Source organism: Halomonas sp. C22 (assembly GCF_007655045.1).
In the GTDB taxonomy this organism is placed as follows: domain Bacteria; phylum Pseudomonadota; class Gammaproteobacteria; order Pseudomonadales; family Halomonadaceae; genus Vreelandella; species Vreelandella hamiltonii.
Map to the genome: position 1 here is coordinate 284,914 of NZ_VBVC01000002.1, position 16,066 is coordinate 300,979.

At 57.0% G+C, this 16,066-nt stretch carries 18 protein-coding genes; 10 read left to right on the forward strand and 8 right to left on the reverse strand.

All coding sequences use genetic code 11. The features are described 5' to 3' along the window. Nucleotides 1–89: 89 nt before the first annotated feature. Together codB and codA are read left to right on the forward strand one after the other, a co-directional pair. Nucleotides 90–1,355, forward strand: coding sequence for a cytosine permease (gene codB, locus FEU76_RS04565; RefSeq protein ID WP_096922012.1), 1,266 nt, complete (start codon nt 90–92; stop codon nt 1,353–1,355). Between the two features lie 14 nt (nt 1,356–1,369). Further along, nucleotides 1,370–2,623, forward strand: a complete 1,254-nt coding sequence (gene codA / locus FEU76_RS04570) for a cytosine deaminase (RefSeq protein WP_144980758.1) — start codon at nt 1,370–1,372, stop codon at nt 2,621–2,623. Nucleotides 2,624–2,667: 44 nt separating this feature from the next. On the opposite strand, the gene FEU76_RS04575 is transcribed toward codA, so the two are convergent. Further along, the gene (locus FEU76_RS04575; protein WP_144980761.1) at nt 2,668–3,117 is read right to left on the reverse strand and encodes a GNAT family N-acetyltransferase; all 450 of its coding nucleotides are present in this window, start codon (nt 3,115–3,117) and stop codon (nt 2,668–2,670) included. Nucleotides 3,118–3,263: 146 nt separating this feature from the next. Here FEU76_RS04575 and pdxR point away from each other — a divergent pair, with 146 nt between their 5' ends. From pdxR to FEU76_RS04590, 3 genes are all read left to right on the forward strand, one after another. After that, nucleotides 3,264–4,736 (forward strand): MocR-like pyridoxine biosynthesis transcription factor PdxR, encoded by a 1,473-nt coding sequence (pdxR, locus tag FEU76_RS04580; RefSeq protein WP_144981505.1) that lies wholly within the window; start codon nt 3,264–3,266, stop codon nt 4,734–4,736. Between the two features lie 97 nt (nt 4,737–4,833). Continuing rightward, nucleotides 4,834–5,550 carry a phosphatidylcholine synthase gene (pcsA, locus tag FEU76_RS04585; protein WP_016915175.1) on the forward strand — a complete coding sequence of 239 codons (717 nt, stop codon included), beginning with the start codon at nt 4,834–4,836 and terminating at the stop codon, nt 5,548–5,550. A gap of 27 nt (nt 5,551–5,577) precedes the next feature. Next, nucleotides 5,578–6,180: a DNA-3-methyladenine glycosylase I gene (locus FEU76_RS04590; protein WP_144980764.1), complete on the forward strand. Its 603-nt coding sequence runs from the start codon at nt 5,578–5,580 to the stop codon at nt 6,178–6,180. Between the two features lie 20 nt (nt 6,181–6,200). Here the strand turns inward: FEU76_RS04590 and FEU76_RS04595 are convergent, their stop codons facing one another. Together FEU76_RS04595 and FEU76_RS04600 are read right to left on the reverse strand one after the other, a co-directional pair. Continuing rightward, nucleotides 6,201–7,178 (reverse strand): zinc-dependent alcohol dehydrogenase family protein, encoded by a 978-nt coding sequence (locus FEU76_RS04595; protein ID WP_260851353.1) that lies wholly within the window; start codon nt 7,176–7,178, stop codon nt 6,201–6,203. A 47-nt stretch (nt 7,179–7,225) separates the two neighbouring features. Then, nucleotides 7,226–7,723, reverse strand: a complete 498-nt coding sequence (locus tag FEU76_RS04600; protein WP_144980767.1) for an Lrp/AsnC family transcriptional regulator — start codon at nt 7,721–7,723, stop codon at nt 7,226–7,228. 112 nt (nt 7,724–7,835) lie between these two features. On the opposite strand from FEU76_RS04600, the gene FEU76_RS04605 reads away from it, so the two are divergent. After that, nucleotides 7,836–9,329, forward strand: a complete 1,494-nt coding sequence (locus FEU76_RS04605) for a pyridoxal-phosphate dependent enzyme (protein WP_186299090.1) — start codon at nt 7,836–7,838, stop codon at nt 9,327–9,329. A 213-nt stretch (nt 9,330–9,542) separates the two neighbouring features. Here FEU76_RS04605 and FEU76_RS04610 read toward each other — a convergent pair whose 3' ends face one another. The 4 genes from FEU76_RS04610 to FEU76_RS04625 all read right to left on the reverse strand — a co-directional run bounded on the left by FEU76_RS04610 (nt 9,543) and on the right by FEU76_RS04625 (nt 12,146). Next, nucleotides 9,543–9,722, reverse strand: coding sequence for a hypothetical protein (locus FEU76_RS04610; RefSeq protein ID WP_144980773.1), 180 nt, complete (start codon nt 9,720–9,722; stop codon nt 9,543–9,545). 87 nt (nt 9,723–9,809) lie between these two features. Further along, entirely contained in the window at nt 9,810–10,094 is a 285-nt protein-coding gene (locus FEU76_RS04615) for a HigA family addiction module antitoxin (RefSeq protein ID WP_222114781.1), read from the reverse strand. A 149-nt stretch (nt 10,095–10,243) separates the two neighbouring features. Beyond that, nucleotides 10,244–10,522 carry a type II toxin-antitoxin system RelE/ParE family toxin gene (locus FEU76_RS04620; protein ID WP_144980776.1) on the reverse strand — a complete coding sequence of 93 codons (279 nt, stop codon included), beginning with the start codon at nt 10,520–10,522 and terminating at the stop codon, nt 10,244–10,246. A 190-nt stretch (nt 10,523–10,712) separates the two neighbouring features. Then, nucleotides 10,713–12,146 (reverse strand): aminotransferase-like domain-containing protein, encoded by a 1,434-nt coding sequence (locus FEU76_RS04625; RefSeq protein WP_144980779.1) that lies wholly within the window; start codon nt 12,144–12,146, stop codon nt 10,713–10,715. A 175-nt stretch (nt 12,147–12,321) separates the two neighbouring features. Between FEU76_RS04625 and FEU76_RS04630 the strand changes: the two genes are divergently transcribed. Further along, on the forward strand, nt 12,322–12,534 hold the full coding sequence (locus FEU76_RS04630) for a DUF1127 domain-containing protein (protein WP_081194578.1): 213 nt from the start codon (nt 12,322–12,324) through the stop codon (nt 12,532–12,534). Beyond that, nucleotides 12,521–13,396 (forward strand): PhzF family phenazine biosynthesis protein, encoded by an 876-nt coding sequence (locus FEU76_RS04635; protein WP_144980782.1) that lies wholly within the window; start codon nt 12,521–12,523, stop codon nt 13,394–13,396. Before FEU76_RS04630 ends, FEU76_RS04635 begins: the two co-directional genes overlap by 14 nt. Here the strand turns inward: FEU76_RS04635 and FEU76_RS04640 are convergent. Beyond that, entirely contained in the window at nt 13,383–14,366 is a 984-nt protein-coding gene (locus FEU76_RS04640; RefSeq protein WP_144980785.1) for a LysR family transcriptional regulator, read from the reverse strand. The two genes, FEU76_RS04635 and FEU76_RS04640, sit on opposite strands and share 14 nt — an antisense overlap. Before the next feature lie 160 nt (nt 14,367–14,526). Here FEU76_RS04640 and FEU76_RS04645 point away from each other — a divergent pair, with 160 nt between their 5' ends. Together FEU76_RS04645 and FEU76_RS04650 are read left to right on the forward strand one after the other, a co-directional pair. Then, nucleotides 14,527–15,354, forward strand: a complete 828-nt coding sequence (locus FEU76_RS04645; protein ID WP_144980788.1) for a transporter substrate-binding domain-containing protein — start codon at nt 14,527–14,529, stop codon at nt 15,352–15,354. Nucleotides 15,355–15,403: 49 nt separating this feature from the next. After that, nucleotides 15,404–16,060: an amino acid ABC transporter permease gene (locus tag FEU76_RS04650; protein ID WP_144980790.1), complete on the forward strand. Its 657-nt coding sequence runs from the start codon at nt 15,404–15,406 to the stop codon at nt 16,058–16,060. Nucleotides 16,061–16,066: the final 6 nt, after the last annotated feature.

Consider the following 16,066-nt stretch of genomic DNA (forward strand, 5'->3'; position numbering starts at 1 on the left):
TTCTTGTTACCTGACCACGCCTGATTGGCATGCGGCTTGCTGCATCTTTCTTGACCATGACACGCGACGACGTATCGAAGGGGAAAAAGATGCACCATTCAGACTACCCACTTAGCGAAGTACCCCTCCAGGCTCGGAAAGGGCTACTCTCTACCTCAGCGGTACTGCTTGGCTTTACCTTTTTCACCGCCACCATGTGGGCGGGTGGCTCCCTGGGCCAAGCCTTCCCGATTGGCCAGTTACTGTGGATTATCGTGGCAGGCAACCTGCTACTGGGTATCTACGCAGCAACGCTGGCTTATATCGCCTGCCAGAGCGGCCTGAATGCCGTCCTGATGGGACGGTTCTGCTTCGGCGAAAAAGGCAGCAAACTCTCTGACATTATCCTCGGCTTCACGCAGATTGGCTGGTACGCCTGGGGAACCGCCACGATAGCTCTGGTACTGGTACGCACCACGGGGATGCCTGAATGGCTGGAAATCCCCTTGATGGTGCTGTTTGGCTTTGGATTCTGCGTGACCGCCATGATCGGCTATCGAGGCATGGACTGGCTGTCGCGCTTCGCCGTACCCGCCATGATGCTCTTCATCTTGATCAGCCTGTTCACCGGGCTGGTCGATGTGCGCGGCTTTGCAGGATTAAGCCAGCAAACGCCAACGGAAAGTATGAGTGTCGCAGCGGCGATCACCGTGATTATCGGTACCTTCATCAGCGGTGGCACCCAGGCGACCAACTGGAGTCGCTTTGCCAGGACGCCGAAAGTTGCGGTGATCGCAACGCTGGCCGCTTTTTTCATTGGCAATGGATTGATGGTGCTGACCGGTGCCTTGGGCACGATGATTTACCAGCAGGCAGATATCGTCGATGTTCTCATTGCCCAAGGCTTTCTCTCCCTCGCGGTATTGATGCTGTTCCTGAACATATGGACGACCCAGGACAACACGATTTACAACTTCGCCGTGGCGGGATGCAACTTGCTGCGCACCGAAAAGCGCCGCTTGGTCACCGTCAGCGGCGCCGCCATTGGTACCGTGCTGGCGGTAGGTGGCATGTACAACCTGCTCATTCCATTTCTGGTGCTGCTCGGCACGTTTATCCCTCCCATGGGCGGGGTGATCATGGCTGATTTTTGGCTCAAGCACCGAGGCCGCTACCCTGCTTTGGCCTCTGCGCAGCTACCCGATTTCAATCGGCGTGGCCTCGCCGCCTATGCCATTGGTGCCGGGGCTGCCTATTTTTCTCCGTTACTACCGCCGCTGGTGGGAGTCGCAGTCGCGGCAGGCAGCTACGCCGTGCTGCTACGTATGAAGCACGCTACGCTGGGTGATAGCTTCCCATCGACGGCCAAACAATAAGTGAGCACCTGTTTATGAACATGCAGATCATCAATGCCCGCCTTCGCCAGCGCCCTGGGCTTTATCGGCTGGACATCGAGAACGGCGTCTTCACCGCAATCACCGCTCAGGATGCGCCGCAAACGGCAGGCGAAGGCCAGAGGGATGCGGGCGGCAAACTGCTGTGTGCGCCGTTTATCGAGCCGCATATCCACCTGGATGCGGCCCTGACCGCTGGCGAGCCTCACTGGAACCAGAGCGGCACGCTGTTCGAGGGCATCGAACGCTGGGGGGAGCGTAAACCGTTGCTCGACGAGGCGGACATTCGGGAGCGCGTACTGAAGACCCTCAACCTGTTGATCGGCAACGGCGTGCAGTTCGTGCGCACCCATGCCGACACCAGCGACCCCAGCCTAGTAGGCCTGAAAACCCTTTGCACACTGCGAGACGAGCTGAAGGACAAAATCGACATTCAGGTGGTGGCCTTCCCGCAGGATGGCCTGCTTTCATTCCCCGGCGGCGACAAACTCATGGAAGAGGCGCTGGAGTTTGGCGCCGATGTGGTAGGCGGCATTCCTCACTTCGAGTACACGCGAGAGTTGGGCGTGGCGTCCATGAAGCGCGTCATCGAACTGGCCATCAAGTACGACCGCCTGGTGGATGTACACTGCGACGAAATCGATGATCCCAACTCGCGGTTTCTCGAAGTGCTCGCTTGTGAGGCACTGTTTCATGAGCTGGGCAGCCGCGTGACCGCCAGCCACACCACCGCCATGCACTCCTACGACAACGCCTACTGCTCGAAGCTGTTTCTGCTGCTCAAGCGCTCGGGCATCAACTTCATTTCCTGCCCCACCGAGAGCATCCACCTGCAAGGGCGCTTCGACACCTACCCCAAACGGCGCGGCGTAACACGCGTCAAGGAACTCAACGAAGCCGGTATCAACGTCTGTTTTGCCGAAGACTCCATCTTCGACCCCTGGTACTCGCTGGGCAACGGCAAACTGCTGCGAACGCTGGATTTTGGCCTGCATATTTGCCAGATGATGGGCTATCAGGACTTCAGCCAGGCGCTGTCGCTGATCACCGACAACAGCGCCCGCACGCTCAACATCGAGGCACGTTACGGTATCGAGGTGGGCAAACCCGCCAGCTTCAACCTGCTGGATGGAGAAGACGACTACAGCGTGCTACGCAACCAGGGTGACGTACTGCTCTCCGTCCGCCACGGTGACATCATCATGCAGCGGGAGCCCGCACGCATCGTGACGCCACCGTGGCTTGGTTAGGGCTTGCGGCAAAAACCATCCACTAAGTGGCAGTGTAAAAACGTTTACTTTATGTCGAGCAAATAGCCATAAAACGCCGTATTGCGCTGCCAGCCCAGTGACTCGTAAAGCGCCTGGGCGCGCTGATTCTCTACCTGTGTCATGAGGATCAAGCGTGCGACTCCATGCTCCTGGGCCAGCCTGGCGGCGGCTTCCATCAACGCTCTGCCGGTGCCTTGCGTGCGCGACGCTGGCTGCACGAAGAGGTCATTAAGCGTCCACCGAGCATTCAGCCCCACGGTGGAAACACCCGGATAGAGCTGCACGAACCCCGTCAGTGAGCCATCGCTCGCCTCACTGACGAGAATGTAGGAGTCGCCCAGCCCCATCCGCAATTCGAGAAACCTCCGTGCAGCCAGCAAGTCGCTGGGCTGTTGGTAAAATTGGCGATAGCCATCGAGCAGCTCACTCAAGGGAGCCAGGTCATCAAACACCGCTGGACGAATCTGGGTCATGTCATTGCCTCGATAGTCATGGAGTAATGCCCCAGTCTGCCGCTATAGTGGTTCCTTAAAAAGAGCCACTTTGCACCCTTTCAGGAGAACCAGTGAAACAGAGCGCCAGCGACAGTGACTGGATCATCGACGCATTGGCCTTGCGCATGCATCAACACGCAACGCGATCACTCAGTCAGCGGCTATACCATCCGCTCAAGGAGTGGGTACGCCAGGGTAAACTCACGGCGGGCCAGCGGCTGCCTTCGTCACGTCACATGTCGGATGCGCTGGGCGTCAGCCGCAATACCGTCCTCGCGGCAACGGACAGGCTGCTGGCCGAGGGGCTGCTGGTGGCACGCCAAGGGGCGGGGCTTTACGTAGCGCAGTTGCCTCGCGTGCTGGATACCGAGACCACACCGCCTCCAAAGGCCGTTCACTACTCTTCCCGCGGGCGCACCCTATTGGCGCTGAGCAAGACGCTCAGCAACGGCTACCGAGCGTTCTCACCCGGCGTACCCGCCCTGGACCTGTTTCCTGAAGCGCAGTGGCAACGGCTTGTGCGCCAGCATCAGCGCAACGCCGATGTGGCGTGGATGGATTATCAGACCGGCGGCGGGCTGGCAGCATTGAAAGTGGCGATCAGCGACTACCTGAGGCTCTCTCGAGCGGTACGCTGCCAGCCTGAACAGGTCATCATCACTCAGGGGGCACAGCAAGCCTTCGAGCTGATCACCCAGCTACTGACCGACCCTGACGACGCGGTCTGGATGGAAGAGCCTGGCTACGGCGGTGCCAAAGCCTGCTTTCTGGCAGCTGGGCTCGATGTCACGCCCGTTCCCGTTGATGCCGATGGGCTCGACCCGGCCTTGGGCGAAAAAAGTGCTCCCGCCCCTCGACTGATCTATACCACCCCCTCCCATCAATACCCCACTGGCGTGACCATGCCCGTCACTCGTCGGTTGGCACTGCTGGACGTCGCCGAACGCTGCGGCGGATGGATCATCGAAGACGATTACGACAGTGAGTTTCGCTATGACACCCCACCGCTCCCATCACTCCAGGGGCTGACCGAACAGGCGCCGGTCATTTATGTGGGCACGTTCAGCAAAGTCCTGTATCCCGGTTTGCGCCTGGGCTATCTGGTCGCCCCGCCTGAACTCGCTCCCGATGTGTGCCGGGCCCAGGCCCGTTTACATCGAGAGGGTCACTACCCACTCCAGTCGGCACTGGCCGCCTTCATGGCCAGTGGCCACTTCACCCGCCATATCACCCGCATGCGGACGGCCTACCGTCACCGCCAAAGCTGTTTACGCGCCGCCTTGGCCCCCGCCGTTGCGGCAGGTTTACGGTTATCGGAGGGGCATGCTGGCATGCACTTGCTGGCCGAGCTGAGCAGTATCGAGGAGGAAACGGCTCTGGTCAGTCATGCTGCCCAGGCGGGCATTACACTGTCGCCACTGTCACATTACTACCTTTCCGCCAACAAGCGATTCGGTTTGGTGCTTGGCTATGCCAGTGCCAACGAACAGACCCTGGCCTGGGCAGGACAGTGGCTGAGCAACGCGTATCTGGCCCATCAAACCCGCACTCCCGACACGCCACTTTCCCGCGATGGTCACAAGACCAACGTATTCTAGGGGGGCACTCTTGTAGTAGTGTAGCGTTCTTTATACGCTCATTTATAAACCTGATAGAAAGGGAACGGCCGTTCCCCATGGGGTCAAGGTGGCTCAATTGCTCTCTTCACACACAGAATCGCGCGCCTCGGTCTACAAGGCCTGGAGCGTGCATGTCTTCACTGCCAGCGGTGTCTTGCTGGGCACCATGGCGCTGTTGGCGCTGATCGATAACAACCCCGTGGCCTGCCTGCTGTGGCTAGGCGCCGCCATGATGGTAGACGGCCTGGACGGCACCCTGGCGCGCAAGTATGAAGTGAAGACCATTCTGCCCCACTTCGATGGCTCCACGCTGGATATGGTGATCGACTATCTCACCTGGGCATTCATCCCGGCGCTGTTCATCTACTTTTTCGTCGAGCTGCCCACCCACTTCGAACTGCTCTCGGTCTTCATCATCCTGCTCTCCTCCATGTTCTGCTTTTGCAACGTGAACATGAAAAGCCAGGACAACTACTTTGTCGGTTTTCCTGCTGCCTGGAACATCATCGCCGCCTACTTCTACATTCTTGATTTTCCGCCGTTTGTCACCTTCGCGATCATTCTGCTCATGGCGGCCCTCACCGTCACCCGCATGAAGTTTCTGCACCCTTTCCGGGTACGGCAATTCATGCCGCTGAACATCACGGTCACGCTGGTGTGGTGTGTCTGCACGACTTCGCTGATTCTCTCGAACCCCACCCATGCCGCCTGGGCCTTGTGGGGCTGGGTGCTGACATCGGTCTACTTCACCGGCATGTGCCTGTGGCGCACCGCTCGGGAATGGTTTGCCTGATCCTCTGACCACCACGGTACACGACTGATGACGAACGGCTTTATCGCCCCGGATGGGCAACCCCGCTGCCAGTGGTGCGCAGGAGCGCCGGAATTCCTGCCGTACCACGACCAGGAGTGGGGGTTTCCGGTCGATAACGACCAGCGCCTGTTCGAAAAACTTTGCCTGGAAAGCTTTCAGTCGGGGCTCAGCTGGCGCACGATCCTCAATAAGCGCGACAACTTTCGCGCCGCTTTTCACCACTTCGATTTTCATCAGGTAGCCCACTTTGGCGAACAGGACGTGGAGCGCTTACTGCAAGACGCGGGCATCATTCGTCATCGTGGAAAAATCGAAGCCACCATCAATAACGCCCAGCGCGCCCAGGAGATGGTCGAGCAGGAAGGGTCGCTGGCGGCGTTCTTCTGGCGCTATGAGCCCAGCGACACCGAGGCCCCTCAATCGCAGACCACCTCGCCAGAATCCATCGCCATGGCGAAGGAGCTGAAAAAACGCGGCTGGAAATTCTTCGGCCCCACCACGGCGTTCGCCTTTATGCAGGCCATGGGGCTGCTCAACGACCACTCGCTCCACTGCATCACACGCGAACAGGTGGAGCAGGCGCGCAGGCAGTTTCAGCGCCCGGGCTGATTTGCTACGGTCATCATCGCCTACGCCAGGCGAGTAAAGTCCAATAGGCTTTTCTGGCTCTGTGGCTGCAGCACCGCCTCGACCGCTCGCTGCCAATCCTGCCATGCAAACACGCGATAATTCGGCATCTCTAGCTGGCTCAGCAGCTTCCAGATGGCCAGGAACTGATGCTGCCAGGTGTCTGCAGGCATCCTGGCCAAGCTATCGCGCAGATGAAACCTTCTGTAATGAGCGCGAGGTTTGCCATCCAATTGAACAGCCTGCCCCGTCAATAATCCATAGGCGATAAACATCGCACCAGGCGCCATTGACTGCAGAATGTTCGAGGCCACTGGACCGCCCAAGGCGTCAAAGACCACATCGGACACGCGCGCCACATGGGTGATCTGCGACGTATCCTGAAGAGATAGCGTCCGAATACCCAGCTGTTCGAGGCGGGCGGCTCGGCTCTCGGAGCGATATACCCCAATGACTTCACGAGCCCCATGCTGGTAGGCCCACGTTCCCAGGTATTCCGCGCAATTCGAACCCGCGCCAGTGAGCAGCACACGCTTGCCCCTGACAGGCCACATTTCCAGCATCGTCAAGGCTGCCAGGGGATTGATGTAGGCCCGTGCAGCCACGGCATCAGGAATGTCATCCGGGACAGGCACGGCAAGCGCAGGGTCACAATCCACAAGCGTCTGCCAAGTGCCTTCACCGCGTAGTGGAAGCACGCGTTTTCCGATCAGCGAAGCATACGCTTGAGGTGCCTCCATCACGCGCCCTACGCCTTCGTAGCCCGCAACGGCGGGCAGTGCTATGCGATGCGAGTACGCTCCGTGGATGGGAATCAGGTCAGAGGGATTCACGGGAGCACACAGCATACTGACCCTGAGCTTATTCGCGCTCAGTTCAGGCACCTCAGCCGTTTCCATGTTCAATGTTTCAAGCGGATTACCGAAGGTCCGGTAGGTGAGAGCATGGCGATGCATAAGTACCTCGTAGATGAGGGGCACAGATGAAGTACTCTTCATCCGGCTGAAAGAGCATAATACTCAGAGGCTCAGTCACTTAAAGGCAATGCGTATCCCGACTTGACCGCGTCCATGGCAACCATCGTTGTGAACGAACGCACATTGGGGTGTTCCATCAGTGCTTCGCGGGTAAAATCTTCGTACTCCTGCAGCGTACGGGTCACTACGATCAGCACGAAGTCCATGCTCCCTGTGACGTAATAACACTGCTGCACATTGGGGTGCTCTCGCATCCGCTGCTTAAACTCATCGACATGCTGGTTGCGTTCATACTCGAGATCGACACCGACAATGCAGGTAGTTGGCAAGCCTAATGCTTTAGCATTCAGCCGAGCCTCCTCCTGAATAATAACGCCCCGCGTCCTTAACCGCTTGAGCCGCCGCTGAACTGCTGCCGCCGATAAGCCAACCGCCTGGCCGATACTCTCCCCGGTCACACGCGTATCGTGCTGGTAAATAGCCAAAATCCGACGATCAAAATCATCCAGTTGCTCTGTGGGCCGCTCGCCCGCAGTTTGGTCACTCATTATGCAGTCTCCCCGCAATGGCCCGCCAGGATATGCGGCCAGTAAAAAGGTCTTGCCCGTTAAGCTAACGCAACGCAAGCAAAGACTTAACCATACAGGCAGAGACAACACCATGAACCAGGTACGCACGATCCTGACCGAAGGCGACCCACGCTTAAGAGCCGTTTCACAGCCAGTAGAAGAAATCACCTCCGATATAGCAAAGGTAATTTCCGAACTACATGCCACACTTGCCGATTTCAAAGCGCGAAACGGTTTCAGCCGTGCCCTCTCTGCCCCGCAAATAGGCGAGCCGTTACACATCGTGGCAGTTCAATTGGGCGGCCGCCCCTTTACCTTGATCAATCCACTCATTGTCTGGCGAAGTGAAGAGACTCGGCCAGTTTGGGACGACTGCATGAGCGTGCCCGGCCATATTGCCAATGTCAGGCGCCACGCCAGTATCAGCCTGACGTACCAAAACGAAAACGGCAAAACCTGCCACTGGCATCACCTTTCAGCGTCATTGGCTGAACTGATCCAGCACGAGGTAGACCACCTTGATGGCCTGCTCATGGTGGATCGTATAGAGCATCCGGAAGATTTACAGCCGATCGCTCGCCACGCCGAGCTAATTGCCCCTCAACGCAGCGAACACCGCATCAAGCTGGAGCATATTGCCGCTGCTGCCAGATGCATCACCCCTACCTTCCTGGCAACCCCGCAGTATCGTTCGCCCTCACTCGATGCTGCGTTAGGCGTCGCCATGACAGTGAAGGTCGAAACGCTCAACCCCCTGCGCAACTTCAAAGGGCGCGGTGCCGACCATTTTGTCTCCCACCATGTTCAGCAAGAACAACCTGCCCCGCTGGTTTGCGCCAGTGCAGGGAACTGGGGGCTAGCCATGGCGCATGCTTGCAAGCAACATGGGCTGCCCCTTAGCGTCTTTGTCGCTGACAATGCTAACCCACTTAAAGTTGCAGGTATCCGCGCACTAGGCGCGAAGGTTATTTGCATGGGAGCTGATTTTGATCAAGCCAAGCAGGCAGCGGCTCGCTTTGCTAAACAGAATGGTAGCCTGTTTGTAGAAGATGGCCGACAAGCCGCCATTACCGAAGGCGCAGGTACGATTGCGGTCGAAATGCTCGCAAACGGTGACACCTTCGATACGCTGCTGGTGCCCCTTGGTAATGGCGCGCTTATCAATGGCGTAGGCCGCTGGTTCAAAGCCTCTTCCCCCGTTACCCAGGTCATCGGCATCTGCCCTCAAGGCGCGGATGCCACCTGGCAAAGCTGGCGGCGCGGTACGCTCGTCACTAATGATCGCGTGGACACCATGGCCGATGGCGTGGCGGTTCGCGCTCCTATTACCGAGGCACTGGAGGATATGCGTGATGTAGTCGATGACATTTGGCTCGTGGACGAAGCCCGTATCGAAGAGGGCATGCGCCTTGGCCTGGAACATCTGGGGCTGCTGCTGGAACCCGCAGGGGCACTCGGCTTGGCAGCCGCCTATGCCATGCGTGACCAGTGGCCTCAGGGGGCTCATATCGCTACCATTCTGACCGGCGCCAATCCCGCACCAGCACTCACCGACTCGCTTCTTACGGCCTTCGTGACGAACTAAAAGGAAGACCACTTACCCTAAACCTACCTCGTGCGCCTGCGTCTCTTCCACCATCTCAGTTGCAAGATCACCCATCGTGCGCACGAAGCTTTCTATAGCAGGCGTTTACGTAAACGCGTAGTTCAGGCGCAGGCAGTCCACAGCCGCGGGTAGCTCCATCCAGAACAGACAGCGGCTTGGGGATAGCTGATCCCCGCGCCTGCGGGAAACGGATTATCTATAACCCTCTTCGTCTAGTCGTTCTCTTTCTTCTACCATGACTTTAGCTAGTGAATAGGCATCATACGCTATCTGCCCATGGTCGAAATCGACTGCAAGTTCATTGTCGTTTGCCATTATAAGGAATTGCTGCATTGCCAAACCTGCAAAATAGTCGAGCCTATCAACGTTCATATAACCTCCATTACCTAGCTCTCCAAGCAAAGAACCCAACGGCACGATCCGTTGAGCTTTAGGCTGGCGAATTAGTAACTTACTAATTCAAACAACAGCGATTCTTTCAATATGATTTTGCTCTTTATGCTCGGCTTGCCATAGGTCGTAATTGGTCTGCATGGTCATCCAGTGCTTAGCGTTACCAATACCGCCATGCTCAAGCCTAACCGCAAAATCAGGGGAAATGCTGGCATGCTCATGCAAAACGCGGGATACTGCTGTACGGGACATACCTAGTTTCTTCGAAAAATCAGTGACATTCAGCCCCAGCGCGGGCACGATCCGGCGGCGTAACAAGCTGCCTGGGTGCGGCGGGTTCATCATCGTCATCACGTTATCCTCATCGTCATCGTCATCGTCATGCACAATATTTTTAATATGTATACCTAGAGGCTGTGCAATCGTGGCTACCGCTCAAGTCGAAACCATCCGGTGGCCCTTGATAACCGTATCGTGTCGGTTATCAAGGAGCGCCGCTGTCAGTGGTAGTCTAAATAATCAACAAGATGCGCATCTTCCCCATCAAACGTAAATATCACTACCCAATTACCGTTTACATGCACTGAAAAAAAGCCTTTCTTATCACCTTTCAAACCATGGAAATCAAAACCTAGCAAATCCATATCACTAGGTTTGGTTGCGGCATCCAGCGCTGCCAGTATGTCTCTTAAATCGTCTACATGGTTAGGCTGTACTCCCTGAGGCTCCCCCCGTTCATAAAGCCGTTTCAGTCCTTTGTGTTTGATTTTCTTTATCATCGCATCGCTTTGCCTCCCTTGCCGTCGAACCTGCACACATTGTAGCGCGTAACGCCACACGCATCAAAAATAAATAGACATTATGGGTACACCCCTTATAGATTCATCCCCAAGCCTGTGGGGAACGGCAACTGGGGATGGCCCGTGCAGGAAGTTCATTAGGTGTGCTTACTGACCGATACCGTCGTTTTTAGACGAGCGACGTCTGCACCTCCTCCACCATCTCAGTGGCAAGCTCACCTACCGTGCGCACCGCTTCTTCGATGGCGGGAGTGAGCGTAAACGCATAGTTCAGCCGCAGGCACTGGCGGAACTTGCCGGAGGCGGAGAACAGCGAGCCCGGCGCCACGTGGATGGCATGCTGCGCCAGACGCTGATTGAGCTTCACGCAATCCACCGCGGCGGGTAACTCTACCCATAGCAGGAAGCTGCCCTGGGGGTAGCTGATGCCCGAACCAGGCGGGAAATAGCGCTGCACCCAACCGATCATGACGTCTCGCTGGCGCTGGTATTGCCGGGTCAAGTGGCGCAGGTGTCGCTCGTAATGCCCTTTGGCAACGAACTCCGCCACGGCCAGTTGGGGCAGCGTGGCTGAAGCACCGGTGGAGACGTACTTCATGTGCAGCGCCTGATCGCGATAACGCCCCGGCGCCAGCCAGCCCACCCGTAGCCCCGGCCCCACCGTTTTGGAAAAGCCGCTGCACAACATCACGCGGCCATCGTCATCGAAGGATTTCACGGTGCGCGGTCTTGGCAGGCTAAAGGACAAGTCACCGTAAATATCGTCTTCGATAATCGCCACATCGAAACGCTGGGCAAGCTGAAACAGCGCCCGCTTGCGCGCCTCCGGCATGGTGTACCCCAACGGGTTATTGTAGGTGGGCGTGACCTGTATGGCGCGGATCGGCCACTGCTCCAGCGCCAGCTCCAGCGCCTCAAGGCTGATGCCCGTTTGCGGATCAGTGGGGATTTCCAATGCCTTCAGACCATTGGCTTTCAAAATCTGCATGGTGCCGTAAAAACTGGGCGAGTCGACGGCCACCACATCGCCGGGCTGTGTCAGCGTGCGCAAGGCAATGGCCAACGCTTCCTGACAGCCCGTGGTGATCAGCAGATCATCTGGATGCAGCAGGCAGCCAGACGCGACCGCGAGCCTGGCGACCTGCTGGCGCAGCTCGGGACTGCCGCTCAGCTTGTCATAGTTGAAACCATGCAGATCATTGCGACGGTGAAGACCCGCCAAGATTCTGGAGAGCGGGCGCAGCGTCTCGTACTCCAGGTTAGGCACTCCCCGCCCCAACAACAGCCGCTGATCATCGCGCTGGGTAGCCACGAGCTCCAGCACCTGATCCCATTGAGAGATGTCCAGCGGCCGTTGGGCAGGCCGCGACATGGACGGCAGCACCGAGGGTGCTCGGCTCGGCAGCACGAAGTAACCCGACTTGGGCCGCGACTCGATCAACGCCACATCCATCAGTTGCCGGTAGGCTTCCTGGGCCGTCGAGATACTCACGTCCAGCTCCTGGCACACCGCTCGAATGGAGGGCAGGCGGTCGCCCACACGGTAGATACCGTGCTCGATACGCTCGCGCAGGATAGCGGCGACTTCTTCATAGCGCGTCATGACAATCCCCTTCTTATAGCCCACCCCACCATACAGATGGCGTAACCAACTGCCATACAGAGGTATAACACGCCCATCTGTATCTTAAAAATAAAAAAACCTATGTCTGTATCAAAAAAACGGCGCCGAATAATCTAGTCCTGCAGCCCATCGCCATGCCCTTGGAGGATTCGCCATGCCACGCTTCAGTCTTGCCCAGCTCCGCTGTCAGCTACGTCTCCAACTGCATCAGTACCGCCACTACCGCCGTAGCCGCCGCCAGCTACTGACCCTGGATGACCGGCTACTCGAGGATATTGGTATCACCCGCGCCCAGGCAGCCCAAGAAGGCCATAAAGCGTTCTGGAAACATACGCCCCTTGAGGAGACTCCCCATGAAAAGTGCTGACTACTACCTGCTGGACGTCTTTACCGAGCAGCCATTTACCGGCAACCCGCTCGCGGTTTTTCTGGCGTCCGATGAACTGGACACCTCCACCATGCAGGCCTTGGCCAATGAACTGAATCTGGCAGAAACGGTTTTTCTAAGTGCCGCCACGCAACCGAACCACTATCCGATGCGGATTTTCACGCCGACGAGAGAACTCCCGTTTGCAGGCCACCCGACGGTGGGTACCGCACACTTGCTGGCAGCATTGGAAATCGCCAACCCCACGCAACCCCTGGTGCTTCACCCGCCCATTGGTGCGCTGACGGTTCGCTACGAAAACGGCCAGGCCATGTTCACGACGTCACAACCAGCCCTACTGGCCGCCAGCCCGATCGACCGGCTGACGGCCGTTGAGCTATTGGGGCTCGATATCCATCAGGTGATAGGCGACCCCGTCATGGCCTCCTTGGGGCTGCCCTTTCATTTGATCGAGCTAGCCGATGTGAAGGCGCTGGAGAGCGTCCACATTTCATCGGCGCTTTGGGCCAGTGCCGTGATGACCAGCGAGGCCCCCCAGGTTTATCTTTACGTCATCGAACGACACGAGGCGACCCGCACGGTGGTTCGTAGCCGCATGTTCTGCATGCATGCCAGCCTTTGCGAAGACCCCGCAACCGGCAGTGCCGCCGCCGCCCTGACCCACTATCTGGCATCGCTCACCAGCGACGCACTGCATTGCACGATTCATCAGGGCATTGAAATGGGCCGTCCCAGCATCATCGAAACGGCTGCGAATGGCCATCTCGAAGCTGGGCATGTGCAAGTGGGAGGGCACGCCGTTCTGATGGGCAAGGGAACCATGAGGCTCAATGCCCATTAGGGGGCGGTTTATCAGCCATCGTGGCAGCATGAGCCAGCAGTTCATCTCCTTTATATTCCTCGACGAGATGCGACTTCTGCCAAAGCTTGGACACCAGTTCCTGAATGAAGCTTCTCACAATGAGCGATGGACGACGCCCAGCCCGAGTCACCACACAAAAAGGTGACGCAATCTCGACCTGGTCCGGCAAGAGCGCTTTGAGCTCCCCTCTCTCTACCCAGTGGTTGGCATAATAATGGGGCAAGTTGCCAATAAAATGACCGCTTAGAATAAGAAGCGCCTGCGCCTCCATATTGGAGGCATGGGCACCCACCTTGGCATTGGGAAAGCTTTTCAGTTCTTGCAAATTGGCATAAGGACGAACTACGAAGGGAAACTTGATCACATCAGCGACTGTTAACTGGGCGCTATCATGATGAAAAAGCGGATGCCTTGTTGCACAGTACATCCCGTGTACCTCGGTATAGACCTGCCGATGCTGCAAGCCTTCCATCTGCGCCGTTTCCGGCAAGATACCGAGTTGCACGGCACCATTGGCGATTTCCCCGATCAAGCGGTCAGGACTGCCTACCGTAATATTGAGCCGTGCTTTAGGGTTCTTGCGCAGAAACTCACCAATTACGCCCTGCAGATCAAGATCGATATCCATGATGGTGTTATCCACCACACCCAAGCGCAATGTTCCGTAAACCGCACTACGCAACTCGCTCATCTCGCTGTCAAAATCGTCTACGGATGAAAGCAACATCTTTGCGCGCTCGTATACGATGGCACCCCGCTCAGTCAGCTCAAATCCTTGTCGACCCCGGTGGCATACGGTGAACCCTACCCGCTCCTCGAGTGCCCGAATGTGAAAGCTGATAGCGGATTGACTCATATGCAGCGCTGTTTGTGCACCGGCAAAACCACGATGTTCGGTCACCGCAAGGAAAACGGAAAGACTCTTGAGATCGGCGGCTGAGAGCTTCATTAGCGTGCCCTACGTTAGTGCAAATCACATCAATAAAATGGGTACGAACATCTAAAGATAACAGTTTTATTGTTGCATAGCGCCTGCTTTACTCAAGGTGTTCTTGTTCAACAGGCCTTCGCCTTTTGATTCGAGTATCACCACTCTGAGGAGCATCCCCATGCAACGCATTCCAACGATTACTGCAGGTCTCCTACTTGGCGTCAGCTTTGCCTCCACTGCCCATAGTGATTTGCTAGAAGACATACGCTCTGATGGTACTTTCACCGTAGGCACGGAAGCACGCTTCGCCCCGTTTGAATATATAGAAGACGGCGAAATCGTCGGCTACTCCGCCGATATCATGGAATACATCATGGAAGAGCTGGAAGGCGTCGAGCTGATCCGTATGGATCTACCTTGGCAAGGTATTTTGCCGGGCCTGGAGCGCGAACGCTTCGACTACGTGATTACCTCGGTCACCGCCACCCCGGAGCGTATGGAGCGCTACCACCTGAGCGCTCCTATTGCCGATGCCACCATGGCCATTCTCAAACGCGCTGGCGAAGAGAACATCAACTCACCTGAAGACCTTGCTGGCAAAGTAGCCGCCGCTCAATCGGGCTCTGCCCAGTTGGCCGCTCTGGAAGCCTTGGCGGCTGAACTTGAAGAGGCAGGTACACCCATTGCCAACATTCGAACCTACACAGGGGTCGATGAAGCCTACGCTGAGCTGGGTACCGGTCGTGTTGATGTAGTGATCAATAGTCTTCCTAACCTGCTCGAAGCAGAGCGTACCCGCCCGGACGTATTTGAGGTGGTCGGCACCTTCGGCGATCCGGTCTATTTCAGCTGGGCTGGGCGTAACGACGAAGAAAGCGCTTCGCTGAATGCGTTTATGGATGAGCAAATTCAACGCCTCAATGAAGACGGCACACTCAATGAGCTACAGGAAAAATGGTTCGGTGGCCCTATGGATCTGCCTTTGGAACTGCCAGCGACCGAGTAAGACGGCACGCAGTTCGCTCAGCCGATTCGTTTCTCTTTAAGGGTGCACCATGTTTGAGATTCTACTCAACCACTACCCTGTGCTGCTCAAAGGCTTGACCACCACTCTGGTGGTCTCGCTTTCCGCCATCGCGCTGGGGTTGGTACTTGGCGTTTTGCTGGCCTTTGGCTTGACCAGCCGTTACCGCTTGGTACGTTGGCCTTGCGGGCTTTACCGCAGTTTTTGGCGTGGCACCCCCATTTTGTTGCAACTGTTGTTGGTCTATTACTTGCTGCCCGACATCGGTATTGAGATCGCACCCATTTCAGCCGCTATTTTGACGTTAACGCTCAATACAACGGCCTTTCAGGCGGAAATCTTCCGCAGTGGTATCAGCCATATTCCCATAGGGCAGATAGAAGCGGCACGTATGGCAGGCATCTCCATTTGGCAAATACGGCGGCGCATCATCATGCCCCAGGTGTTTCGCCTGACCTTGCCGCCCTTGACCAACGAGATCATCACGATTCTCAAAAACTCGTCGCTGATTTCAGTGATTGCGGTGACGGAGCTCATGCGTGTCAGCGAACAGATCGTGTCGCGTACTTTTCAGCCGCTAGAGACCTACCTTGCTGCGGCCATGCTGTATCTCGCCGTCAATCTTGTACTGGCACGCATCAGTGCTTACCTGGAACGCCGTATGAACGGCGGCCTAGCCACCGAATAGGGAGTG